This window comes from Pseudomonas sp. CH61, assembly GCF_059429415.1.
In genome coordinates, this window is the sequence record NZ_CM182098.1 from 1,479,044 (window position 1) to 1,498,396 (window position 19,353).

Below are 19,353 nucleotides of genomic sequence, written 5' to 3' on the forward strand. Positions count from 1 at the left end.
CGTTCAGTGTTGAATAAAAAGGGGCCGCTATTCAGCGGCCCTTTTTTACATCCCGAATTTATCGCGTAGCCCGTAATACCACGCACCCAGTGCGGCAAACGGTGTGCGCAACAGTTGCCCGCCGGGGAACGGGTAGTGCGGCAAGTCGGCAAACGCATCGAAGCGCTCAGCCTGACCGCGCAGCGCCTCAGCCAGCACCTTGCCTGCCAGATGCGTGTAAGTCACACCATGGCCGCTGCAACCCTGCGAGTAATAGATGTTGTCGCCCAAACGGCCGACTTGCGGCAAACGCGACAGGGTCAGCAGGAAATTTCCTGTCCAGGCGTAATCAATCTTCACATCCTTGAGTTGCGGGAAAGCCTTGAGCATCTTTGGGCGAATGATCGCTTCGATGTTCGCCGGATCACGCGCGCCATACACCACGCCACCGCCGAAGATCAGGCGTTTGTCGCCGGTCAGGCGGTAGTAGTCGAGCAAGTAATTGCAGTCTTCAACGCAATAATCCTGTGGCAGCAAGGCTTTCGCCAGCTCATCGCCCAGCGGTTCGGTGGTGATCACTTGCGTGCCGCATGGCATCGATTTGGCGGCCAGTTCCGGTACCAGGTTGCCGAGATAGGCATTGCCGGCGACGATGATGAACTTGGCCCTGACCTTGCCTTGCGGCGTATGCACCACCGGATTGGCGCCGCGTTCGATGCGCACGGCAGGCGATTGCTCATAGATGATGCCGCCGAGGGACTCGACCGCCGCCGCTTCGCCGAGCGCGAGGTTCAGCGGATGAATATGCCCGCCGCTCATATCGAGCATGCCGCCGACGTACTGATCGCAGGCAACCACTTCGCGGATACGGCGTTGATCGAGCAGTTCGAGTTGCGTATGACCGAAGCGCTCCCAGAGGCGTTTCTGCGATTCCAGATGGCCCATCTGCTTGGCGGTAATGGCTGCGAATACGCCGCCATCCTTCAGGTCGCACTGTATGTTGTACTTGGTCACACGCTCGCGAATGATCCGGCCACCCTCGAACGCCATATGTCCGAGTAGTTGCGCTTGCTTGGGGCCGACGCTGCGTTCGATCACGTCAATGTCACGGCTATAACTGTTAACGATCTGCCCGCCATTACGCCCGGAGGCGCCGAAACCGACCTTGGCCGCTTCCAGCACGGTGACGCGAAAACCGTTTTCCAGCAGAAACAGGGCAGAAGACAATCCGGTATACCCGGCGCCGATCACACAGACGTCCGTCTCCACATCATCCTGCAAGGCAGGGCGGGGCGGGACGGCATTGGCCGACTCAGCGTAATAAGACTCTGGGTAAGGGGTGTTCGCCATCCTGCAGCCTCTGTTTAATATATTTTACGAGTGCGCCGATCCTACCCGACTTGAAAAACCTCCGCCAGCCACCGGAAAATCTTCGTCGACGACCCGAAATTAAATATTTTGCATATTCATAGGGTTAGGTGAAAAAAAGGTGTTGACACCCCTCCGGAATTCCGTAGAATGCCGCCTCACAGCAGGCACGTAGCTCAGTTGGTTAGAGCACCACCTTGACATGGTGGGGGTCGTTGGTTCGAGTCCAATCGCGCCTACCAAACAAAATCCGCTCTGCTGGGCGGTCTAGAAGGGCTCACCGAAAGGTGGGCCCTTTTTTGTTGTCTGCGATTTGTGCGGAGTGCCCAAAAGGTCTCGGGCTTGTTCATCTGGGCGCCGGGAGCGCTGTTGTGCCTGTAGGGATTATTGGCATTCAATATTCCAAGCGTCGACTCTCATGTCTTTTACCTTCTCACCTATCGTGCTGACGATCAGGCATGCATCGTTTTTCTTATAGTTGAACTCGCAGTATTGAACGCCTTCCGTGCATCGCTCTACTTCAAGAAGGCCTATGTTTCTAAGCGTTTTCATGGCGCCGTCGGGGGCCGTTTCATCCGTTGGGTCCGGAATCCAGCCCTGCTTGATCAACGCCTTTCGCGCGCTCAGAAATGGCATCCCCTTCGTTATGGGGAGCTCAGTGGCACTGGCAAAGAAGCTGATGCAGGCGAGAAGAACACAGGTGATCGCATAAGGTTGCATTTTTCGGAGTCCGTTAAGGTTCGCCTTATGCGTGCATCAAAAATCTGAAAGGGTCATTGGCACTTAAAATCCCAGGCATCAATAACAAGTTCCTCTACCTCTTCGCCAGTTGTGGTGACGCCCAGACATTGCTTGTTTTTCTTGTAGTGGAACACGCAATACTGCACGCCTTGAGTGCATCGTTCGATTTCGATGATTCCTCTGTTTTTAAGTTCTACAGCCGTTCCAACAGGCTGCATCTCTTTAGAGATGCTTGGTTTCCAGCCTTTTTTAAGGAGTTCCTTCCTCGCTGACAAAAAAGGCATGCCTTCTTTTATCGGGATGTCTGTTGCGCTGGCAAAGGTGCAGCTGAAGCAAAGCAATAAAGATACGAACAGATGTGTTCTCATTTCGCAGTCCCGCCAAATTTCTTGTAAGTCGACACGACGTCGTCATAGGGCATGTACTTTTGGCCGGAGGGCTTTCCATTCAGCGGGCGGTTGGCTTGGCCTGGGCCCATGGGTAAGGCTTCCCACTGGCCAGATGCCTTGTGAATTGCATCCTTGATGTCGCCATTTACGATTGGATCAATTGCCTTTACCGATCGAAGGATCTCGATTGCAGTTAAATCCTGAGTGTGGGGTGAAAAATCAGTCAAGCCCATTGCTGTGGTGCATTGCAATTTCCATGTGGACTTGGTGATCTGATACCTGCCTGACGCTGTGGTCGATCCGCCAAACCCTGCTCCAGGGTGCGTTGATTCATCCGTAAACTTCCAGTCTCCGCGAGCCCATCCATAACCAAACTTGGCATGGTAGTCACCGCCCTCGGCCTCTGAAATGGTATCCAGAAAAGCCTTCACGTTCTTGTTCTTCAAATACTCTTCATTTTCCGCCCGTCGTTTCTCTTGCTTGACTGACAGCAACATCGTTTTCGCGGTGGTGTCTTTTATCGGGGTCACCGCTCTTGTGAGTCTGGGCGACATTTTTTTGCCATTGGGGCTGATCACGTCTGTCACGTTGATGCTCGCTCAAAAATGTTGATTTGCGGGTTCGGCGATAACTCAGTCTTCTAAAAAGAGCGTGATGGTTTCCGCAAGGTGCGAGCTGACAACGTGTGTGTAGCCATTCTTGTCGCTGACGCCATGTTCGATGCTGCCATCGGCGCGCTGGAAAGCGTAAACATGATCAGGCAGAGGTTCGCCAGAGTCCTCATCGATCAGTTGAAACCTGTCGCTGAAGTGCACGGGCATTGGCATCAAGCCACTAAACGGTGCTGTGACCACGGTGTCGCCAATAATCACTGTGCCGGATCCTCCAATCACCACATTGCCATGGGCGCCAGTACTGTCTTTAGTTGCCGCATTCAGTCCGTTGATGAACACCGTCTCACTTACGCCGCCGGTAATGGGGCTGCCGCACGCTGATTTGTCGGTCATTCGAGCAGCAGCCAAGCCATCGAAGTTTACATTGGGTGAGCCACTGACAATCGGATTCGTGCCATGTCCCGGCAGAGGGCAGTTGGTGGGATCTGTTACGCGAGCTGCGGGTTTGCCACTCATGGGAAATTCCTTTTCAACGTTTCAGGCGGGTGCTGGCAGGCTGTCGCTGAATCGACGATGCGAGCTATCCATGGAGTCTTTATGAAATGTTTGGGCGGTGCGGGAAGCGGCGGGGAGTGGAGCGGGCGCCGGCAGGGAGGAACCTGTCCATAGGATTAAAGTGCATCAAATTGAACCGTCCATGTAAGTTCGTACGCAGATGATCCTACTATTTCGAAGCATGGTTAACAATTGTTACATCTTTTTTGTTGACTGAATTTGGATGGTGTTTTGCGGCGCTCTGATTGATTTGCGATCATTGCTGGTTTGCGCACGAATCTTCAGGCCGGGCGGAAGTGGTTGTTGCCAGTGCTGAAGTTATGCTTTGTGGCGGCCGATGAGTAACCGTCTGTCGCCATCGTCCTTTGAAATAGTGTGGATATTTAATGACTTACGATGATTTTTAACCGACCGGTTATCAAAAATAAGTTGTTAGGTGCAGCATGATTCAGTAAGATCCGCCCCGCGTTCACCACCACGGTTTATGCATTTTTAAATCCCAAGCTTCCATCAGCTGCTTGGGATTTTTTTTGCCTGCGATTTGCCTCAACTGGCTGAAATTTCTCCTTTCGATCTCTCCTGAAAGCCTGGCGACACCCCGCAGGCAAATCCTTGTTTTTTCAACTACTACTGACTGGCCGATTTTCAACTCTTTCTGATGAGGGTGTATCGATGCTGGTTCATTGGTTTCTTGCAGCTGTTCATCTGCTGGCATTTGCCTTGGGTTTTTGGGCGGTGCTGACGCGTGGGACGGCGTTCAGTCGCCTGGCGGCCGGGACGGGGGAGGCCGGTCGGGTTCTGCTGGCTGACAATTTCTGGGGGATTTGCGCGCTGATCTTGTTGATCACAGGCGGGATGCGTGCCTTTGGCGGTTACGAAAAAGGCACTGACTATTATCTTCATCAGCCGCTGTTTCACCTGAAGATGACGCTGTTCGTGCTGATTCTGTTGATGGAGCTTGCGCCGATGATCACGCTGATCAAATGGCGGATCGCCAAGGCGCGGGGGGCGGTGCTCGATACCGGGAGAGCAAAGTTGTTTGCACGCATCAGTCACGTCGAAGCGCTGTTACTGGTGCTGATGATGGTTGCAGCCACAGGCATGGCACGTGGTGTGACGTTCGGGTAGGAAGGCCAATTCCCTTCGCTCTATCGGAAATGTCCGACAGCCAGTCTTGAGAATGCTCGGTAGTATCGATCAGCAGAAAGGGCGGGAGGGTAACGCGGAAGGATCATGTGTCAGGCGCCGTACCCAGCGAGGTGGGAGCGGATGGCAAAACGGCGCGTGAATCTCTAGCCAGTCATTCCACAAGGTAAAACGGACTGGCTACTGACTGCGAGGCGGCTCAGGGAGTTTGTGGCTTGTCCGGGGCGGTCAGGCCAGCCTGAATGCGCTGGTAAATCTCTTCACGGTGCACGGCAACGTTTTTCGGAGCGTTGATACCAATGCGGACCTGTTGGCCGCTTACGCCCAGAATGGTGATAGTGATGTCATCACCGATGTTTATGCTTTCACCGACTTTGCGGGTGAGTATCAGCATGGTCTTCTCCTTGATTGCTTTGTAGGGCACCTGATTCAGACAGTGCAGAGGTCGGTGGTACGTATAGATTAGTGCGAAGTCTCACGGTTTGGGTGCCTCTTTCTGACGCGCAGATGCGGCATTAATTCCCAGGGCGTAACTATACAGAGGCTGCAGGCATCAATCTCGTTGTTTTGTGCCCATTTTGCGGGGCTCGCGAAGTATTTATGAATGATAAGATCGCGGCTTTGAGAATTTCGAGGAAAGCGTTGTGCGCAAATTGGTTTGGGTAGTCGCGGCACTGGTATTGGCAGGGTGTGGTGAAGGCAAGAATGCAGACGCAGCAAAACCACAGTCGGCAGCAGTGACGGCGCCGGCGGCGGCCGCTGCACCACAATGGGATCTCGAAGTGCGCGGTGAAACGCCACAGGCTGTCAGCGACCTGAGTGGCTGGCTCATCGAGCACGCCTTCGTGCCTACGGTGATCAAGGACAGCAGCGGCAAAACGCGAATTCTGATTGGCCCGTTCAACTCCCAGGCTGAAGCGGAAGCTCGCAAGGTTCAAGTGGATGCTGCGCTGGTGAAGGCCAAGAAACAAAACGTTGAATCGGTGTTGGTCGAGCATCCGCTCACGCCGTAAACGTTCCGGTCGGCGGAATCTCCTAAAGGCTCTCTAGCGCGACTCGTTCCTATTGAAGTCGTTGATGATTTCCTGAAGGAGTTCCCCATGGCCTCCGCCAATCCTTACAAATTGTTCGATGTAACCTTGCATCGAAAAACCCGGTTGAGCCCGCACATGATGCGGATCACGCTCGTCGGTCTTCCAGTCCGCGAAATGGCGACCTGGGCGCCGGATCAGCGGGTGAAGCTGTTCTTTCCTGCAGCCAATGGCTCGCACGCCAAGCTTTCTCAAGAGGACGGTTGGTACGCCCGGTTTCGCGCGATGCTGGCAGACCGACGTCCCGCTATGCGCACCTACACCATCCGGCATTTACGCGCGGAGCAAGGCGAAGTCGATATTGATTTTGTTCTACACGGTGAGACCGGGCCGGCGTCGCGTTGGGCGCTGCATTCGCAGCCTGGTGATTCGATGCAGATCCTTGCGCCCGATCGCCATTTCTCGGCGCAGGAGGCCGGCGGTTTTGAATGGAAGCCGCCACAGGCACTCAAGCAGCTTTTGCTCGTTGCAGATGCGACGGCGCTGCCAGCAGCCATGGGCATTCTTGATGAGTTGGCGATGCTCGCCGAGCCACCACAAGTTCAGGCATTTTTCGAAGTGGACAGTGCTCAGGACATGCTCGACGTCCCTGATTGGCCGGCGTTGTCGGTACGTTGGTTGATCCGGGAACCTGCGAGCGAAACAGTCGCGGGAGCGCTGATGGTGGAGGCGGTCAGGGCGGCGACTTTGCCCGTCCATGTATCTTCAGCGGGGCAAGCGATTGAATTGGCTGACGTTGACATAGAGAAGGACATTCTCTGGGAAATCGCCGATACCGCCACTGAAGGCTTTTATGGCTGGATTGCCGGAGAGTCGGCGGCGGTGATGAGTTTGCGCAGATACCTGATCAAAGAATGTGGCATGCCTCGTGAGTCTCTCAATTTGATGGGCTACTGGCGGCACGACAAGGCAGCCAACTAGGCACAAATGAAAAGGCCTCGAACATTACGTTCGAGGCCTTTTTTCTGCGCTGAAATCAACCGCAGGCTTTCATGTTCACCGGGCCGACGAATTCATTACCGCGCCCCATCACACACGCCACGCTCTGATTGCGCTGACGCTCCCAGTCCTGCACCGGGTAAGTCTTGTCCCACGCCTCATACAATTGTCGATCCTGTTTCGACAGGCGCAAGCCGTACTGCTTGCTCATGTAGAAATAGGTGCGGGCGATCATGCCGCGAATTGACGGGCGAGGCATGACCTTCTTCGCCTTGAAGTCGACCTGGGTCAGGCACGAGCCGTATTGCCCGGATTGCACTGGCAGCCAGCCGTAGCTGAAATTGCTGCGATCGCCATTGACCTCGCCAATGCTCGGCACCAGGTTATGCAGATCGGCTTCAGCCTTTTGATAGCTTGGGTCGTATCGGGTGCAGTTCTTGCGGCCGCCTTCCTGCCAGCACTGACGCTGATGGCCGAACTGCCAGGCCGGCACGATGTGTTCCCATTCAATGCGTGACGCACGCTTGGCATTCTTGCGCGGTACGTAACCGCAAGCCTTCAGGTCAACCTTGTTGCCGGTGTACTTGCACCCGCAATAAAACTCTGTGGACTGCGGTGCATAAAGCTTCCAGGCGACCTTCTTGGCTTCGGTAAATGTGCGGGGTGCGCCAGCCTGGGCACCCATGGCGATGAACAAAAGCAGCAAAGCAAAACAGCGGACACTCATTGAATCAATCTTCCTTCGGTACAACCCAAAAAATCTGCACGCCACCGTCGTCGCGATAGGCGAGGGTGACGTTGTCGTTCTCGTCGATTTCCTCGAGCAGGCGCTCCCACTCGTCCATCGGCTCGTCCGGCAGACGGAAGATCAGTGCGGCTTTGGCTTTTTGTGCGGTGGGGGAATTGATGATTTTCTGAACGCGCATGCCCATGCGTTCGTAAGCGTCAGGAGCATCAGGGGAGGTGGCCACGAGGTTATCCTTATTAAGCTGTACGTGCATACAGTATTTAACTGTAAGCATTTTCGCAACTGCTTAAAATTCAAGAAAATCCTCTGACAGCGGTTTTCCGAGTTTGGTGTAGGTCGTGTCGAATTTTTTGTGGGAAAAGTGCGAGAGCGTTATGAGCGATGCACCACCCACCGGTCAGGCGAGTGGCGCAGGGTGCCCAATCAAGAATTGATTGGGCGAAGGTCCATCAATATTCCCAGAACATCCGTTGCAGCTCTTTGCTGTCGTTGGTTTTGGTCAGGGCGACCATTGCCAGGATGCGAGCTTTCTGCGGGTTCAGGTCGTGAGCAACAACCCAGTCGTACTTGTCGTCCGGCTGTTCGGCGTTACGCAGAACGAAGCCGCCAGCGTTGACGTGGGACGAACGAATGATTTGCACGCCATCCTTGCGCAGCGCTTGCAGGGCTGGAACCACGCGGGAGGAGACTGAGCCATTACCGGTACCGGCATGGATAATTGCCTTGGCACCGGATTGGGCGAGAGCCTTGTAGGCAGTATCGCTGACGTTGCCGTAGGAATAAGCGATTTCTACATCAGGAAGGCTCTTGATGTTTTTGATGTCGAATTCCGAATCCATGGTGTGACGCTTGGCTGGCAAGCGGAACCAGTAGGATTTGCCTTCAACCACCATGCCCAGTGGGCCCCAGGCACTTTTGAAGGCCTCAGTCTTGATGTTGATCATCTTGCTGACGTCGCGACCGGACTGGATTTCGTCATTCATGGTCACCAGTACGCCTTTGCCATGCGCTTCTTTGCTGCTGGCCACGGCCACGGCGTTGTACAGGTTAAGCATGCCATCGGCGGACATGGCAGTGCCCGGGCGCATCGAACCGACGACGATGATCGGCTTGTCGGTTTTTTCCACCAGGTTGAGGAAGTAAGCGGTTTCTTCCAGGGTGTCGGTACCGTGGGTGATGACGATGCCGTCGACGTCTTTGCTGTCGGCCAGTTCGGCTACACGACGACCCAGTTGCAGCAGGTTTTCGTTGGTGATGCTTTCCGAGGCAATCTGCATGACTTGTTCGCCACGCACGTTCGCCAGTTTGCTCAGTTCGGGAATGCCGGCGATCAATTGTTCGACGCCAACCTTCGCCGCCTGGTAGGTGGCGCTGTTGGCGGCGCTTGCGCCGGCGCCGGCGATGGTGCCGCCGGTGGCCAGTACTACGACGTTAGCGAGCTTGGTCTGGGTTTCGACTTCTTTCGCCTGGAGGGCGGTGGGCAGGAGCAGGAGAAGGGCCAAAGCGCCCGGTACCAAAGTGTTGAAAGCAGATTTCATTATTTTTCTCTCTAGTAGTGAGACGGTGCTGATGCAGGTTCATCTAGATGCACCCCAAGCCGATCTGGATGCCCGGGGTGCGGTGAAGGGAGCAGGATCTGTACCAGCCGTACTTTGCGTCAGAGAAATGTTTAACTTGATGATTTACATCAAGATTTTTGGAGTTGGCAAATTGCGGGGCGAATCGTTTATCCGGGTTTCCGAACAATGGACGCTTTCGCGTTCGGCTCTCCGAAAAGGACTACTGCTTTTGTCGAGTGATTCGAGTGGCCGGTTTCGGCTTTTCTGCTAAAGAAACCTTCGCGGGGGCCGATGGTTGTTCAAGGAAAAAGAATCTAGGGAGTTCACATGTCACTGACGGTCGGTTTATCTAATCCTGCGGCAGTCACCATCGGCGGCAAAACCGCAGCGACTATCAATGCATTGAGCGAGGCGGGAGCGGAGGCTTCCACCGAGGCGCTGGGCACAGAGAAAGAATCGAACAATCAGGTCAGGACCGGTGGTGCTGCCGCGCCAGAAGACAGCAAGGCTGAAAGCGGCGACAACCTGAGTGTCACGGTCAAGATGTTGCTCAAGCGCATGCAGGAACTGCAGAAGCAACTTCAGGAGCAGCAACAACAACTGGCGGCCGCACAGGCCAAGAGCTATCCGACGCCTGAGGCCAAATCGCAGGCGGTGATGTCCATTCAGGGGCAAATCGCGCAAACCAGCGCTGCGATGGCAGAAGTGGCCGGTGCACTGGTCAAGGAAATGACCAAGAGTTCCACCAGCGGTAACCTGGTCAGCACCACGGCATAAGCAGCGGAGGGCGAGTCGGACGATTCGCCCTACAAAAAATGACGATTTCTGATTGTTGACAAATGTCGGCGGGATTCGCATAGTTCGGTCTACGCAAACGTTTGCGTGGCGCTCCCGGCGCTTTATGGCCCGGCAGAAAGCCAAGTAGCTTACGCCAGCGCAAGCGTTGCTCACAATAATCATAAGATCGGAGTGAACCCATGAAGCTGCCATTCGCTGGACGTCTTCTTGCTGTCGCTATGCTGGCTGCCACAGCCGCCGCACTACCTGTCTCCTCGGCATTCGCCGAATCCGCCGAAAAACCTAAAGTCGCGCTGGTCATGAAGTCTCTGGCCAACGAATTCTTCCTGACCATGGAAGATGGCGCCAAGGCCTACCAGAAAGAACACTCCGCCGATTTCGACCTGATCTCCAATGGCATCAAGGATGAAACCGACACTGCTGGCCAGACCCGCATCGTCGAGCAAATGATCCTGGCCAAGGTCAATGCACTGGTGATCGCGCCTTCCGATTCCAAGGCCATGGTGCCGGTGATCAAGAAAGCTGTCGATGCCGGCATCACCGTGATCAACATCGACAACCAGCTCGATCCGGCCATCGTCAAAAGCAAAAACATCAGCGTGCCTTTTGTAGGCCCGGACAACCGCAAAGGCGCGCGTCTGGTCGGCGAATACCTGGCCAAGCAGCTCAAGGCCGGTGACGAAGTCGGCATCATTGAAGGCGTGTCCACGACCACCAATGCCCAGCAGCGCACTGCTGGCTTCAAGGATGCGATGGACGCTGCACAGATCAAGATCGTTTCCCTGCAATCCGGTGACTGGGAAATCGACAAGGGCAACAAGGTTGCCGCGTCGATCCTCAGCGAATACCCGGACGTCAAAGCATTGCTGGCCGGCAACGACAGCATGGCTGTAGGTGCTGTCTCCGCCGTGCGTGCTGCCGGCAAGGCGGGGCAGGTTAAAGTCGTCGGTTACGACAACATCAATGCCATCAAGCCAATGTTGAAGGACGGCCGCGTGTTGGCCACGGCTGACCAGTTCGCTGCCAAGCAGGCCGTGTTCGGTATCGAAACCGCGCTGAAAATCATCAAGGGCGAGAAAGTCGACAGCGGCGCCAACGGCGTGATCGAAACACCGGTCGAGCTGGTCACCCAGTAAGTCTTCTGGCGACACAACGGCGCTCGTCCGTCCGGGCGAGCGCATGGAGAGTTTTTATGTCAGTTTCCGCCCCGAACGCTGTCCTCTCGGTCAGCGGTATCGGTAAGACCTATGCGCAGCCGGTGCTCAGCGGCATCGATCTGACGCTGATGCGCGGTGAAGTGCTGGCGCTGACCGGCGAGAATGGTGCCGGCAAAAGTACCCTGTCGAAAATCATCGGCGGACTGGTCACCCCGACCTCCGGCCAGATGCAATTCAACGGCAAAGACTATCGTCCGGGCAGCCGTACCCAGGCTGAAGAGCTCGGCGTGCGCATGGTCATGCAAGAACTCAATCTGTTGCCGACATTGTCGGTCGCGGAAAACCTGTTTCTCGACAATCTGCCAAGCAACGGCGGCTGGATCAGCCGTAAGCAACTGCGCAAAGCGGCGATCGAAGCCATGGCACAAGTCGGCCTCGATGCGATCGACCCGGATACGCTGGTTGGCGAGTTGGGTATTGGTCATCAGCAGATGGTTGAAATCGCCCGCAACCTGATTGGCGATTGCCATGTGCTGATCCTCGACGAACCGACCGCGATGCTCACCGCGCGCGAAGTCGAAATGTTGTTCGAGCAGATCACCCGCTTGCAGGCGCGCGGCGTTTCGATCATCTACATTTCCCACCGTCTCGAAGAGCTGGCCCGCGTAGCGCAGCGGATTGCCGTGCTGCGTGACGGCAATCTGGTCTGCGTCGAGCCGATGGCCAATTACAACAGCGAGCAACTGGTTACGCTGATGGTTGGTCGTGAACTGGGCGAACATATCGACATGGGGCCGCGCAAGATTGGTGCTCCGGCTCTGACTGTCACGGGTCTGACTCGCTCCGACAAAGTGCGCGATGTCTCGTTCGAAGTGCGTGCCGGCGAGATCTTTGGGATTTCCGGATTGATCGGGGCAGGGCGCACAGAGCTGCTGCGACTGATCTTCGGCGCAGACATTGCCGACAGCGGCAGCATTGCACTCGGCTCGCCGGCCAAAGTGGTCAGCGTACGCTCGCCGGTCGATGCGGTGAGTAACGGTATCGCGTTGATAACCGAGGATCGCAAAGGTGAAGGCCTACTGCTCAGTCAGTCGATCAGCGCCAACATCGCGCTCGGCAACATGCCGGAAATTTCCAGTGGCGGGGTCGTCAACAACGGCGACGAAATCGCTCTGGCGCAGCGTCAGATCGACGCCATGCGTATCCGCAGTTCGAGTCCGACACAACTGGTTTCAGAGTTGTCCGGTGGCAACCAGCAGAAAGTCGTGATCGGCCGCTGGCTGGAACGTGACTGTTCGGTGCTGCTGTTCGACGAGCCGACCCGTGGTATCGACGTCGGTGCCAAGTTCGACATTTATGCCTTGCTCGGCGAACTGACGCGTCAGGGCAAAGCGCTGGTGGTGGTATCCAGTGACCTGCGTGAACTGATGCTGATCTGCGACCGGATCGGCGTGCTTTCGGCGGGGCGCTTGATCGACACTTTCGAGCGCGACAGCTGGACCCAGGATGACTTGCTTGCCGCCGCGTTCGCCGGCTACCAAAAACGTGATGCGTTGCTCAATGAAGCGGCGCCTAGGGATCTCCCATGAAAACTGCATCTCCTGCCGGCAAACGTGGTGGCAACTTCTATGGCCTGGGCACTTATCTGGGCCTGGCCGGTGCCTTGCTGGCGATGATTGCGCTGTTCTCGGTCTTGAGCAGCCACTTTCTGTCCTATAACACCTTCAGTACATTGGCCAACCAGATTCCCGATCTGATGGTGCTAGCGGTCGGTATGACCTTCGTGTTGATCATCGGCGGCATCGACCTTTCGGTGGGGTCGGTTCTGGCACTCGCCGCTTCGACGGTCAGTGTCGCCATTCTTGGCTGGGGCTGGGGCGTGTTGCCGTCAGCATTGCTCGGCATGGCGGTGGCGGCACTGGCCGGTACGGTCACTGGTTCGATCACTGTGGCCTGGCGGATTCCATCGTTCATCGTCTCTCTGGGTGTGCTGGAAATGGCTCGGGGCCTGGCCTATCAGATGACCGGGTCGCGCACTGCCTACATCGGCGACTCGTTTGCCTGGCTGTCGAACCCCATCGCGTTCGGTATCTCGCCGTCGTTCATCATTGCCTTGCTGGTGATCATCATTGCCCAAGCCGTTCTGACCCGTACCGTGTTCGGTCGCTACCTGATCGGCATCGGCACCAACGAAGAGGCGGTGCGTCTGGCGGGGATCAATCCGAAACCCTACAAGATTCTGGTGTTCAGCCTGATGGGCCTGCTGGCCGGTATCGCCGCGCTGTTTCAGATTTCCCGTCTGGAAGCTGCTGACCCGAACGCCGGTTCCGGTCTGGAGCTGCAAGTGATCGCCGCGGTGGTGATCGGCGGTACCAGCCTGATGGGCGGGCGTGGCTCGGTGATCAGCACATTCTTTGGCGTACTGATCATCTCGGTACTGGCGGCGGGTCTGGCGCAGATCGGCGCGACCGAACCGACCAAACGAATCATCACGGGTGCGGTCATCGTGATCGCGGTGGTGCTCGATACTTATCGCAGTCAGCGCGCCAGTCGCCGGGGCTAAGACATGGCAACGATCAAGGACGTGGCAGCCCTCGCGGGAATTTCCTACACGACGGTGTCGCATGTGGTCAACAACACGCGGCCGGTCAGTCAGGAAGTGCGGCTGAAAGTCGAGGCGGCGATCAAGAGCCTCGACTATGTGCCGAGTGCGGTAGCGCGCTCGCTGAAGGCCAAGACCACTGCAACCATTGGCCTGCTGGTGCCGAACAGTCTCAACCCGTACTTTGCGGAGTTGGCGCGGGGTATCGAGGATTATTGCGAGCGTAACGGCTACTGCGTGATCCTCTGCAACTCCGACGACAACCCCGATAAGCAGCGCAGCTATTTGCGCGTATTGCTGGAGAAACGCATCGACGGTTTGATCGTCGCCTCCGCTGGCGGTGACAGCGGTCTGGCGCAGGGGTTGGCCGGAGTGAAAACGCCGATGGTCATCGTCGACCGTGGTCTCGACGGTGTCGATGCCGATCTGGTGCGCATCGACCACGAATACGGCGCTTACCTCGCCACCCGGCACTTGCTCGAATTGGGGCATCGCGACATCGCCACCATTGGCGGTCCGGCCAGTACCAGTGTGGCGCAGATGCGTCAGGCCGGATATTGCCGGGCGCTGAAAGAAGCGGGCATCGAAGTGCGACAAGCGCGCATGCTGGAAAGTGATTTCACCAGTACCGGCGGCTACAACGCGGCAGCGATTCTCCTCGAGAGCAATCCACCGAGCGCGATCTTTGCCGGTAACGACATGATCGGTATCGGTGTGCTGCGTGCGGCGGCGGAACGTAATGTCCGCGTGCCGAGCGAGTTGTCGGTGATCGGTTTCGACGATATCCAGATGAGTCGTTACGTGTATCCGGCACTCACCACGGTGGGGCAATCGATCCTGCAACTGGGTGAGATGGCCGCCGAAGTGCTGTTGCGAAGGATCGCTACGCCGACTCTGGGTACCGATCAGCGGATCGTGACCCCGAGTATTGTCTTGCGCGAATCGACCGCCCCGTTGTCCGGCGTGTTCACCGAGTACCGCTGAAACCGAATTGACGAGTAATGATGTATGCCAGCAAATGTAGTGGTAATAGGCAGCCTGAACATGGATCTGGTGACCCGGGCGCCACGGCTGCCCGTAGGTGGTGAAACGCTGATCGGTCATTCATTTGCCACGGTTTCCGGCGGCAAGGGCGCCAATCAGGCGGTGGCCGCCGCGCGATTGGGCGCGCAGGTGGCGATGGTCGGTTGCGTTGGCAATGACGACTATGGCGTGCAATTGCGTAACGCCCTATTGGCCGAGCAGATCGATTGTCAGGCAGTGAGTACAGTCAATGACTCCAGCGGCGTGGCGCTGATCGTGGTCGATGACAACAGTCAGAACGCGATTGTCATTGTCGCCGGCGCCAACGGTGCCATGACGCCCACAGTGATCGATCGGTTTGATGCGGTGCTGCAAGCCGCCGACGTGATCATCTGCCAGCTCGAAATTCCCGATGCCACGGTCGGTCATGCGCTCAAGCGTGCGCGTGCACTGGGCAAAATCGTCATCCTCAATCCGGCGCCGGCCAGTCGTCCGCTGCCGGCAGACTGGTTTGCCGCGATTGACTACCTGATCCCCAATGAGAGCGAAGCGACCGCGTTGAGCGGGTTGCCGGTGGACTCGCTGGAAAGCGCAGAAAGTGCCGCCAGCCAACTGATCGCCATGGGTGCGGGTAAAGTCATCGTTACCCTCGGCGCTCAAGGTTCGCTGTTCGCTAACGGCCAGAGCTTTGAGCATTTTCCGGCACCGAAAGTGAAGGCTGTCGACACCACCGCCGCCGGAGACACTTTTGTCGGTGGCTTTGCGGCGGCGCTGGCAAATGGCAAGTCCGAGGCTGAAGCGATTCGCTACGGGCAGATCGCCGCCGCGCTGTCAGTAACTCGTGCCGGCGCGCAACCGTCCATTCCAACCCAATCCGACGTACAGGCCTTTAAACCCGCATGAAAAAGACTCCTCTGCTTAACGTCGCACTGTCGCGGCTGATCGCATCCCTGGGCCATGGCGACATGGTGGTCATTGGTGATGCCGGGCTGCCAGTGCCGCCGGGTGTCGAGCTGATTGATCTGGCGCTGACCCATGGCGTTCCGGATTTCGTCAGCACCCTGAAAGTCGTGCTCAGCGAGATGCAGGTGGAAAGCCATGCGCTGGCCAAAGAAATCTTCGACAAGCAACCGTCCGCACTGACTGCGCTGGACGCGTTGAATGAAGAGGGCGCTCTGGGCCGTCGCGATCTGCTCAGTCACGAGCAATTCAAGGTTCTCAGCCGACAGGCTCGGGCGATTGTTCGTACAGGTGAATGCCAGCCGTACTGCAATATCGTCCTCGTCGCCGGGGTTACATTCTGATTTTCGATTCCACATGCACAAGGAATGCGCCATGCAACGCTATGCTCAGAAACTGCATCAACTCATCCGGGGTTTACTGCTTTTGTCCGTAATCACTGCGACCGGCGCTCAGGCGGCGGAAAAAATCGACCTGATCATCGATACCGATCCTGGGGCCGACGACGTGGTCGCCCTGTTGTTCGCGCTGGCCTCGCCGGAAGAACTGAACATTCGCGCGCTGACCACCGTCGCCGGTAATGTGCGCCTCGACAAGACTTCGCGTAACGCGCGCCTGGCTCGCGAGTGGGCAGGGCGCGAAGACGTACCGGTTTATGCGGGTGCGCCAAAGCCGCTGATGCGCACGCCGATTTACGCCGAGAACATCCATGGCAAGGAAGGCCTGTCGGGTGTCACCGTGCACGAACCGAAAAAGGGTCTGGCTGAAGGCAATGCGGTCAACTACCTGATCGATACGCTGAAAAAAGCCAAGCCGCACAGCATCACGATCGCCATGCTCGGTCCGCAGACCAACCTGGCATTGGCGCTGATCCAGGAACCTGAAATTGTTCAGGGCATCAAGGAAGTGGTGATCATGGGTGGTGCGCACTTCAACGGCGGCAACATCACCCCGGTGGCTGAATTCAACCTGTTTGCTGACCCGCAAGCGGCCGAAGTCGTGCTGAAAAGCGGCGTGAAACTGACCTACCTGCCACTGGACGTGACCCACAAGATTCTCACCAGTGACGCGCGACTGAAGCAGATCGCGGCGCTGAACAACAACGCGAGCAAGATTGTCGGCGACATCCTCAATGAGTACATCAAAGGCGACATGGAGCACTACGGTATTCCGGGCGGCCCGGTGCATGACGCTACCGTTGTGGCCTATCTGCTCAAGCCGGAACTGTTCGCCGGTCGTTCGGTGAATGTCGTGGTGGATAGTCGTGAAGGGCCGACTTTCGGTCAGACCATCGTCGATTGGTACGATGGCCTGAAAGCGCCGAAGAACGCCTTCTGGGTGGAAAACGGCGACGCGCAAGGCTTCTTTGATTTGCTGACCGAGCGCCTGAAACGTTTGAAATAAGGCTGAAACCCGCAGGTGCCAATCTGCGGGTTTTTATTCTCTCTCGGTATCCAGTGTGACCTTGTGGTCGTGCTGATACCGCTCGAACACTTGAGCGATAAACGTTTGTGCGCCCTGTGTTCCCATCGTCTTGACCAGCAGGTCGATGCTGATCAACGCCAGCTCCTCCGAACTGCCCGGGCTATATGAGCTGTGCCCCTTCGGCCACAGGACTTTGATGTCGGCGGTGATGCTTACGGTGCTCATGAGTGCGCTCGAAGAGTCGGGAATGTATGAGAGCGAGTTAACCATTTTGTCGGGCATTTGGCACTGCGACTTAGGCATGAGCGGAGCGCTATGCGACACTTGGTCTTTTAAAGGCTCGCAAGGATTTTGCTGTGCAGATCGATTTGAATACCCCTGACGGCCTCACGCTCGATGCGGTGCGCCAATTGCTCGCTTCGGCTAGCGATGACGAACACACGCAGCTGCGCGTGACCAAGGGCGGTATCGCTTACATTTCTTCCGGCGTTACCGGTGGGCAGGATATCGACGGTTTGCTGTTTCGCCTGGAAACCTGGGCCAAGGGCTCGGGCTACGTGGGCAATGTCGCGGCCAGTGACGAGGTGTGGGTGATACAGATTTTCAATGCGCTGAAGGACAACTGGCCGAATCCGCCGTATGACTACATCGACGTCTACTGAGCGCCGTTAATATTCAGTCACGATTGATTGCTGAAGTGACGCATGCCGCTCAGGCACACTCGGCGTTTTTCCGGTCGTGGGGCGGGGTGATGGCCTTGGCCGTGAAACCAAATGCCGGAACGGCGGTCGCACGATCTCAGCTTAACCATTTTGAAAACAAGGAGGCTTCATGCCTTTGAAGTTCGCGACACTGGGTGCACTTATGGCCGCTGCCATGTTGGCCGGTTGCAGCACGACCTCCAGCGAGTCGGCAAAGGAAACTGCGGCGACCGAAGCCGGTCACAGCCGCTGTGAAGCAACGGCGGCGGAATTCGCCATCGGCGAGAAAGCTTCACCAGAGTTGCTGGAGCAAGCACGCAACAAAGCCGGGGCGCAAAATGCCCGCTTTCTCAAGCCGAACGACATGATCACGCTTGAGTACCGCTCCGATCGCTTGAATCTGAACACCGACAACAATCTGGTGATCACACGCGTCAACTGCGGCTGATCAGCGAAGGCTTTTGTTGCAGACATAAAAAACCCCGTCACATGGACGGGGTTTTTTTAGTGCGCGCAGAAATTACTCTGGGCGAACCTGTGCAGCTTGCATACCCTTTTGGCCTTTCTCAGCCACGAAGGAGACGGTCTGGCCTTCTTTCAGGCTTTTGAAACCGTCGGATTCGATAGCTTTGAAGTGTACGAACAGGTCGTCACCGCCACCTTGAGGAGTGATGAAGCCGAAGCCTTTTTCATCGTTGAACCACTTAACGGTGCCGGTTTGGCGATTAGACATGGTGTATCTCCAAGAAACATATATTTTTCAGTACTGTGCTGCTCAGGCCAACTGGGCACACCGGGATATCATAGTCGAAATGTTCGCTTTGGTAGCCCCCCGGACGTGCTGTTTGCCAATCAGTCGTGTTTTCTTTACTGTCTATTTCGGCTGAAAGCCCCGGTTTACAAGGCTTTGCGCGGAACGTAAAGACAATAAAAAAACCTGTAAAACCTGCATAAATCGTCCGAAAAGGCTCAAATTCAGCCCTTTTTAGCGGCGTTGAGCCGACTCAGAATGCTTTTTCGATCACTTTTTCGCCGGGGTGTTTGCCTTGCATTTGGCGATTTGGCCCAGCGCTTTCTGCTGCAATTCAGGAGTGGCTTTGTTGTCCATCAGCGCCTGAATGTCGCTCGCTGGATAAGACTTGATGGCATCAGCGCCACAAGCGCAGTGCGATTTGGCCGCAGCAGCGCCAATTTGCGGAGTCGCCGCCTGGGTGCACTGGGCCATGTACTTCTCACGCTCGCCCTTAGGCCAGTCGGCGTGGGCACTCAGCGGCAGCAACATAACGATAGGGGCGACGACGGCGAACAGGGTATTCAGACGCATGCGAGGATGCTCCTTGTGGGTCAATGTCTTGTTATCTGAGGGCTGAAGGGGCCATCAAGTTCAGCACTCTGGCATAAAAACAGACGATTTGCCTTGTGATCAAACAGAGGCATAAGTGACCGCTCATCTGTGCTAGCATGCCGGGCTCAAGCGTTCTCAGGCTCCGGATGACCTACAGTCCCGGCAGCGGTCGACGTGCGAATAATTCGATTTGAATCCCAGTCACTCTGGTTC

General features: G+C 56.4%; 25 protein-coding genes and 1 tRNA gene. 14 read left to right on the top strand and 12 right to left on the bottom strand.

Features of this window, described 5'->3' with window-relative positions:
• Positions 1-45: 45 nt before the first annotated feature.
• On the bottom strand, positions 46-1,329 hold the full coding sequence (locus AC5SEM_RS06555) for an NAD(P)/FAD-dependent oxidoreductase (RefSeq protein WP_495472427.1): 1,284 nt from the start codon (positions 1,327-1,329) through the stop codon (positions 46-48).
• A gap of 183 nt (positions 1,330-1,512) precedes the next feature.
• Here AC5SEM_RS06555 and AC5SEM_RS06560 point away from each other — a divergent pair.
• Positions 1,513-1,589 (top strand) — tRNA-Val (locus tag AC5SEM_RS06560).
• 142 nt (positions 1,590-1,731) lie between these two features.
• Here the strand turns inward: AC5SEM_RS06560 and AC5SEM_RS06565 are convergent.
• The 4 genes from AC5SEM_RS06565 to AC5SEM_RS06580 are packed head-to-tail and all read right to left on the bottom strand — an operon-like array spanning position 1,732 to position 3,607.
• A complete protein-coding gene (locus AC5SEM_RS06565; RefSeq protein WP_240049789.1) occupies positions 1,732-2,067 on the bottom strand; it encodes a hypothetical protein in 336 nt (111 codons plus the stop codon).
• A 53-nt stretch (positions 2,068-2,120) separates the two neighbouring features.
• On the bottom strand, positions 2,121-2,456 hold the full coding sequence (locus AC5SEM_RS06570; protein ID WP_240049788.1) for a hypothetical protein: 336 nt from the start codon (positions 2,454-2,456) through the stop codon (positions 2,121-2,123).
• Positions 2,453-3,064, bottom strand: a complete 612-nt coding sequence (locus AC5SEM_RS06575; protein ID WP_205125807.1) for a lysozyme family protein — start codon at positions 3,062-3,064, stop codon at positions 2,453-2,455. The genes AC5SEM_RS06570 and AC5SEM_RS06575 overlap by 4 nt, the downstream gene beginning before the upstream one ends.
• A gap of 45 nt (positions 3,065-3,109) precedes the next feature.
• The gene (locus AC5SEM_RS06580) at positions 3,110-3,607 is read right to left on the bottom strand and encodes a PAAR domain-containing protein (protein ID WP_495472428.1); all 498 of its coding nucleotides are present in this window, start codon (positions 3,605-3,607) and stop codon (positions 3,110-3,112) included.
• A gap of 711 nt (positions 3,608-4,318) precedes the next feature.
• Here AC5SEM_RS06580 and AC5SEM_RS06585 point away from each other — a divergent pair.
• Complete coding sequence (locus AC5SEM_RS06585; protein WP_099758543.1) at positions 4,319-4,774, top strand: DUF2214 family protein; 456 nt, start codon at positions 4,319-4,321, stop codon at positions 4,772-4,774.
• Between the two features lie 217 nt (positions 4,775-4,991).
• Here the strand turns inward: AC5SEM_RS06585 and csrA are convergent, their stop codons facing one another.
• Positions 4,992-5,186, bottom strand: coding sequence for a carbon storage regulator CsrA (csrA, locus tag AC5SEM_RS06590; RefSeq protein WP_003179932.1), 195 nt, complete (start codon positions 5,184-5,186; stop codon positions 4,992-4,994).
• 250 nt (positions 5,187-5,436) lie between these two features.
• On the opposite strand from csrA, the gene AC5SEM_RS06595 reads away from it, so the two are divergent.
• Positions 5,437-5,805 (top strand): penicillin-binding protein activator LpoB, encoded by a 369-nt coding sequence (locus AC5SEM_RS06595; RefSeq protein WP_093432120.1) that lies wholly within the window; start codon positions 5,437-5,439, stop codon positions 5,803-5,805.
• 87 nt (positions 5,806-5,892) lie between these two features.
• Positions 5,893-6,804, top strand: coding sequence for a siderophore-interacting protein (locus tag AC5SEM_RS06600; protein WP_495472429.1), 912 nt, complete (start codon positions 5,893-5,895; stop codon positions 6,802-6,804).
• A 55-nt stretch (positions 6,805-6,859) separates the two neighbouring features.
• Here the strand turns inward: AC5SEM_RS06600 and AC5SEM_RS06605 are convergent, their stop codons facing one another.
• The 3 genes from AC5SEM_RS06605 to AC5SEM_RS06615 all read right to left on the bottom strand — a co-directional run bounded on the left by AC5SEM_RS06605 (position 6,860) and on the right by AC5SEM_RS06615 (position 9,108).
• Positions 6,860-7,549, bottom strand: a complete 690-nt coding sequence (locus tag AC5SEM_RS06605) for an endonuclease (RefSeq protein ID WP_034152754.1) — start codon at positions 7,547-7,549, stop codon at positions 6,860-6,862.
• A gap of 4 nt (positions 7,550-7,553) precedes the next feature.
• Positions 7,554-7,823: a DUF1654 domain-containing protein gene (locus AC5SEM_RS06610; protein ID WP_166219800.1), complete on the bottom strand. Its 270-nt coding sequence runs from the start codon at positions 7,821-7,823 to the stop codon at positions 7,554-7,556.
• 196 nt (positions 7,824-8,019) lie between these two features.
• Positions 8,020-9,108: an asparaginase gene (locus tag AC5SEM_RS06615; RefSeq protein WP_034152752.1), complete on the bottom strand. Its 1,089-nt coding sequence runs from the start codon at positions 9,106-9,108 to the stop codon at positions 8,020-8,022.
• A gap of 348 nt (positions 9,109-9,456) precedes the next feature.
• Here AC5SEM_RS06615 and AC5SEM_RS06620 point away from each other — a divergent pair, with 348 nt between their 5' ends.
• The 8 genes from AC5SEM_RS06620 (at position 9,457) to AC5SEM_RS06655 (ending at position 17,073) form a co-directional block, all read left to right on the top strand.
• The gene (locus AC5SEM_RS06620) at positions 9,457-9,906 is read left to right on the top strand and encodes a hypothetical protein (protein ID WP_116031048.1); all 450 of its coding nucleotides are present in this window, start codon (positions 9,457-9,459) and stop codon (positions 9,904-9,906) included.
• Between the two features lie 200 nt (positions 9,907-10,106).
• Positions 10,107-11,063 (top strand): sugar ABC transporter substrate-binding protein, encoded by a 957-nt coding sequence (locus AC5SEM_RS06625; RefSeq protein ID WP_007913476.1) that lies wholly within the window; start codon positions 10,107-10,109, stop codon positions 11,061-11,063.
• Positions 11,064-11,119: 56 nt separating this feature from the next.
• Positions 11,120-12,673, top strand: coding sequence for a sugar ABC transporter ATP-binding protein (locus AC5SEM_RS06630; protein ID WP_495472430.1), 1,554 nt, complete (start codon positions 11,120-11,122; stop codon positions 12,671-12,673).
• Positions 12,670-13,647 carry an ABC transporter permease gene (locus tag AC5SEM_RS06635; protein ID WP_095123149.1) on the top strand — a complete coding sequence of 326 codons (978 nt, stop codon included), beginning with the start codon at positions 12,670-12,672 and terminating at the stop codon, positions 13,645-13,647. The genes AC5SEM_RS06630 and AC5SEM_RS06635 overlap by 4 nt, the downstream gene beginning before the upstream one ends.
• A gap of 3 nt (positions 13,648-13,650) precedes the next feature.
• Positions 13,651-14,670 (top strand): LacI family DNA-binding transcriptional regulator, encoded by a 1,020-nt coding sequence (locus AC5SEM_RS06640; protein WP_141129950.1) that lies wholly within the window; start codon positions 13,651-13,653, stop codon positions 14,668-14,670.
• Between the two features lie 24 nt (positions 14,671-14,694).
• Complete coding sequence (rbsK, locus tag AC5SEM_RS06645) at positions 14,695-15,612, top strand: ribokinase (protein ID WP_077571947.1); 918 nt, start codon at positions 14,695-14,697, stop codon at positions 15,610-15,612.
• Positions 15,609-16,013, top strand: coding sequence for a D-ribose pyranase (rbsD, locus tag AC5SEM_RS06650; protein WP_077571948.1), 405 nt, complete (start codon positions 15,609-15,611; stop codon positions 16,011-16,013). The genes rbsK and rbsD overlap by 4 nt, the downstream gene beginning before the upstream one ends.
• A 31-nt stretch (positions 16,014-16,044) precedes the next feature.
• The gene (locus AC5SEM_RS06655; RefSeq protein ID WP_495472431.1) at positions 16,045-17,073 is read left to right on the top strand and encodes a nucleoside hydrolase; all 1,029 of its coding nucleotides are present in this window, start codon (positions 16,045-16,047) and stop codon (positions 17,071-17,073) included.
• Positions 17,074-17,106: 33 nt separating this feature from the next.
• Here the strand turns inward: AC5SEM_RS06655 and AC5SEM_RS06660 are convergent, their stop codons facing one another.
• Positions 17,107-17,319 carry a hypothetical protein gene (locus AC5SEM_RS06660; protein ID WP_454565621.1) on the bottom strand — a complete coding sequence of 71 codons (213 nt, stop codon included), beginning with the start codon at positions 17,317-17,319 and terminating at the stop codon, positions 17,107-17,109.
• A gap of 131 nt (positions 17,320-17,450) precedes the next feature.
• On the opposite strand from AC5SEM_RS06660, the gene AC5SEM_RS06665 reads away from it, so the two are divergent.
• A complete protein-coding gene (locus tag AC5SEM_RS06665; protein WP_495472432.1) occupies positions 17,451-17,756 on the top strand; it encodes a hypothetical protein in 306 nt (101 codons plus the stop codon).
• A 169-nt stretch (positions 17,757-17,925) separates the two neighbouring features.
• Positions 17,926-18,243: an I78 family peptidase inhibitor gene (locus AC5SEM_RS06670; RefSeq protein ID WP_495472433.1), complete on the top strand. Its 318-nt coding sequence runs from the start codon at positions 17,926-17,928 to the stop codon at positions 18,241-18,243.
• A gap of 72 nt (positions 18,244-18,315) precedes the next feature.
• Here the strand turns inward: AC5SEM_RS06670 and AC5SEM_RS06675 are convergent, their stop codons facing one another.
• Both AC5SEM_RS06675 and AC5SEM_RS06680 read right to left on the bottom strand, forming a co-directional pair.
• Positions 18,316-18,528 carry a cold-shock protein gene (locus AC5SEM_RS06675; RefSeq protein ID WP_003179963.1) on the bottom strand — a complete coding sequence of 71 codons (213 nt, stop codon included), beginning with the start codon at positions 18,526-18,528 and terminating at the stop codon, positions 18,316-18,318.
• Positions 18,529-18,816: 288 nt separating this feature from the next.
• Positions 18,817-19,119 carry a hypothetical protein gene (locus AC5SEM_RS06680; protein ID WP_077571952.1) on the bottom strand — a complete coding sequence of 101 codons (303 nt, stop codon included), beginning with the start codon at positions 19,117-19,119 and terminating at the stop codon, positions 18,817-18,819.
• Positions 19,120-19,353: the final 234 nt, after the last annotated feature.

Coding starts and splice junctions, on each gene's coding strand:
- AC5SEM_RS06555 (WP_495472427.1), bottom strand. CDS start 1,329: ATGGCGAACACCCCTTACCCAGAGTCTTATTACGCTGAGTCGGCCAAT.
- AC5SEM_RS06565 (WP_240049789.1), bottom strand. CDS start 2,067: ATGCAACCTTATGCGATCACCTGTGTTCTTCTCGCCTGCATCAGCTTC.
- AC5SEM_RS06570 (WP_240049788.1), bottom strand. CDS start 2,456: ATGAGAACACATCTGTTCGTATCTTTATTGCTTTGCTTCAGCTGCACC.
- AC5SEM_RS06580 (WP_495472428.1), bottom strand. CDS start 3,607: ATGAGTGGCAAACCCGCAGCTCGCGTAACAGATCCCACCAACTGCCCT.
- AC5SEM_RS06585 (WP_099758543.1), top strand. CDS start 4,319: ATGCTGGTTCATTGGTTTCTTGCAGCTGTTCATCTGCTGGCATTTGCC.
- csrA (WP_003179932.1), bottom strand. CDS start 5,186: ATGCTGATACTCACCCGCAAAGTCGGTGAAAGCATAAACATCGGTGAT.
- AC5SEM_RS06600 (WP_495472429.1), top strand. CDS start 5,893: ATGGCCTCCGCCAATCCTTACAAATTGTTCGATGTAACCTTGCATCGA.
- AC5SEM_RS06605 (WP_034152754.1), bottom strand. CDS start 7,549: ATGAGTGTCCGCTGTTTTGCTTTGCTGCTTTTGTTCATCGCCATGGGT.
- AC5SEM_RS06610 (WP_166219800.1), bottom strand. CDS start 7,823: ATGCACGTACAGCTTAATAAGGATAACCTCGTGGCCACCTCCCCTGAT.
- AC5SEM_RS06615 (WP_034152752.1), bottom strand. CDS start 9,108: ATGAAATCTGCTTTCAACACTTTGGTACCGGGCGCTTTGGCCCTTCTC.
- AC5SEM_RS06620 (WP_116031048.1), top strand. CDS start 9,457: ATGTCACTGACGGTCGGTTTATCTAATCCTGCGGCAGTCACCATCGGC.
- AC5SEM_RS06625 (WP_007913476.1), top strand. CDS start 10,107: ATGAAGCTGCCATTCGCTGGACGTCTTCTTGCTGTCGCTATGCTGGCT.
- AC5SEM_RS06630 (WP_495472430.1), top strand. CDS start 11,120: ATGTCAGTTTCCGCCCCGAACGCTGTCCTCTCGGTCAGCGGTATCGGT.
- AC5SEM_RS06635 (WP_095123149.1), top strand. CDS start 12,670: ATGAAAACTGCATCTCCTGCCGGCAAACGTGGTGGCAACTTCTATGGC.
- AC5SEM_RS06640 (WP_141129950.1), top strand. CDS start 13,651: ATGGCAACGATCAAGGACGTGGCAGCCCTCGCGGGAATTTCCTACACG.
- rbsK (WP_077571947.1), top strand. CDS start 14,695: ATGCCAGCAAATGTAGTGGTAATAGGCAGCCTGAACATGGATCTGGTG.
- rbsD (WP_077571948.1), top strand. CDS start 15,609: ATGAAAAAGACTCCTCTGCTTAACGTCGCACTGTCGCGGCTGATCGCA.
- AC5SEM_RS06655 (WP_495472431.1), top strand. CDS start 16,045: ATGCAACGCTATGCTCAGAAACTGCATCAACTCATCCGGGGTTTACTG.
- AC5SEM_RS06660 (WP_454565621.1), bottom strand. CDS start 17,319: ATGAGCACCGTAAGCATCACCGCCGACATCAAAGTCCTGTGGCCGAAG.
- AC5SEM_RS06670 (WP_495472433.1), top strand. CDS start 17,926: ATGCCTTTGAAGTTCGCGACACTGGGTGCACTTATGGCCGCTGCCATG.
- AC5SEM_RS06675 (WP_003179963.1), bottom strand. CDS start 18,528: ATGTCTAATCGCCAAACCGGCACCGTTAAGTGGTTCAACGATGAAAAA.
- AC5SEM_RS06680 (WP_077571952.1), bottom strand. CDS start 19,119: ATGCGTCTGAATACCCTGTTCGCCGTCGTCGCCCCTATCGTTATGTTG.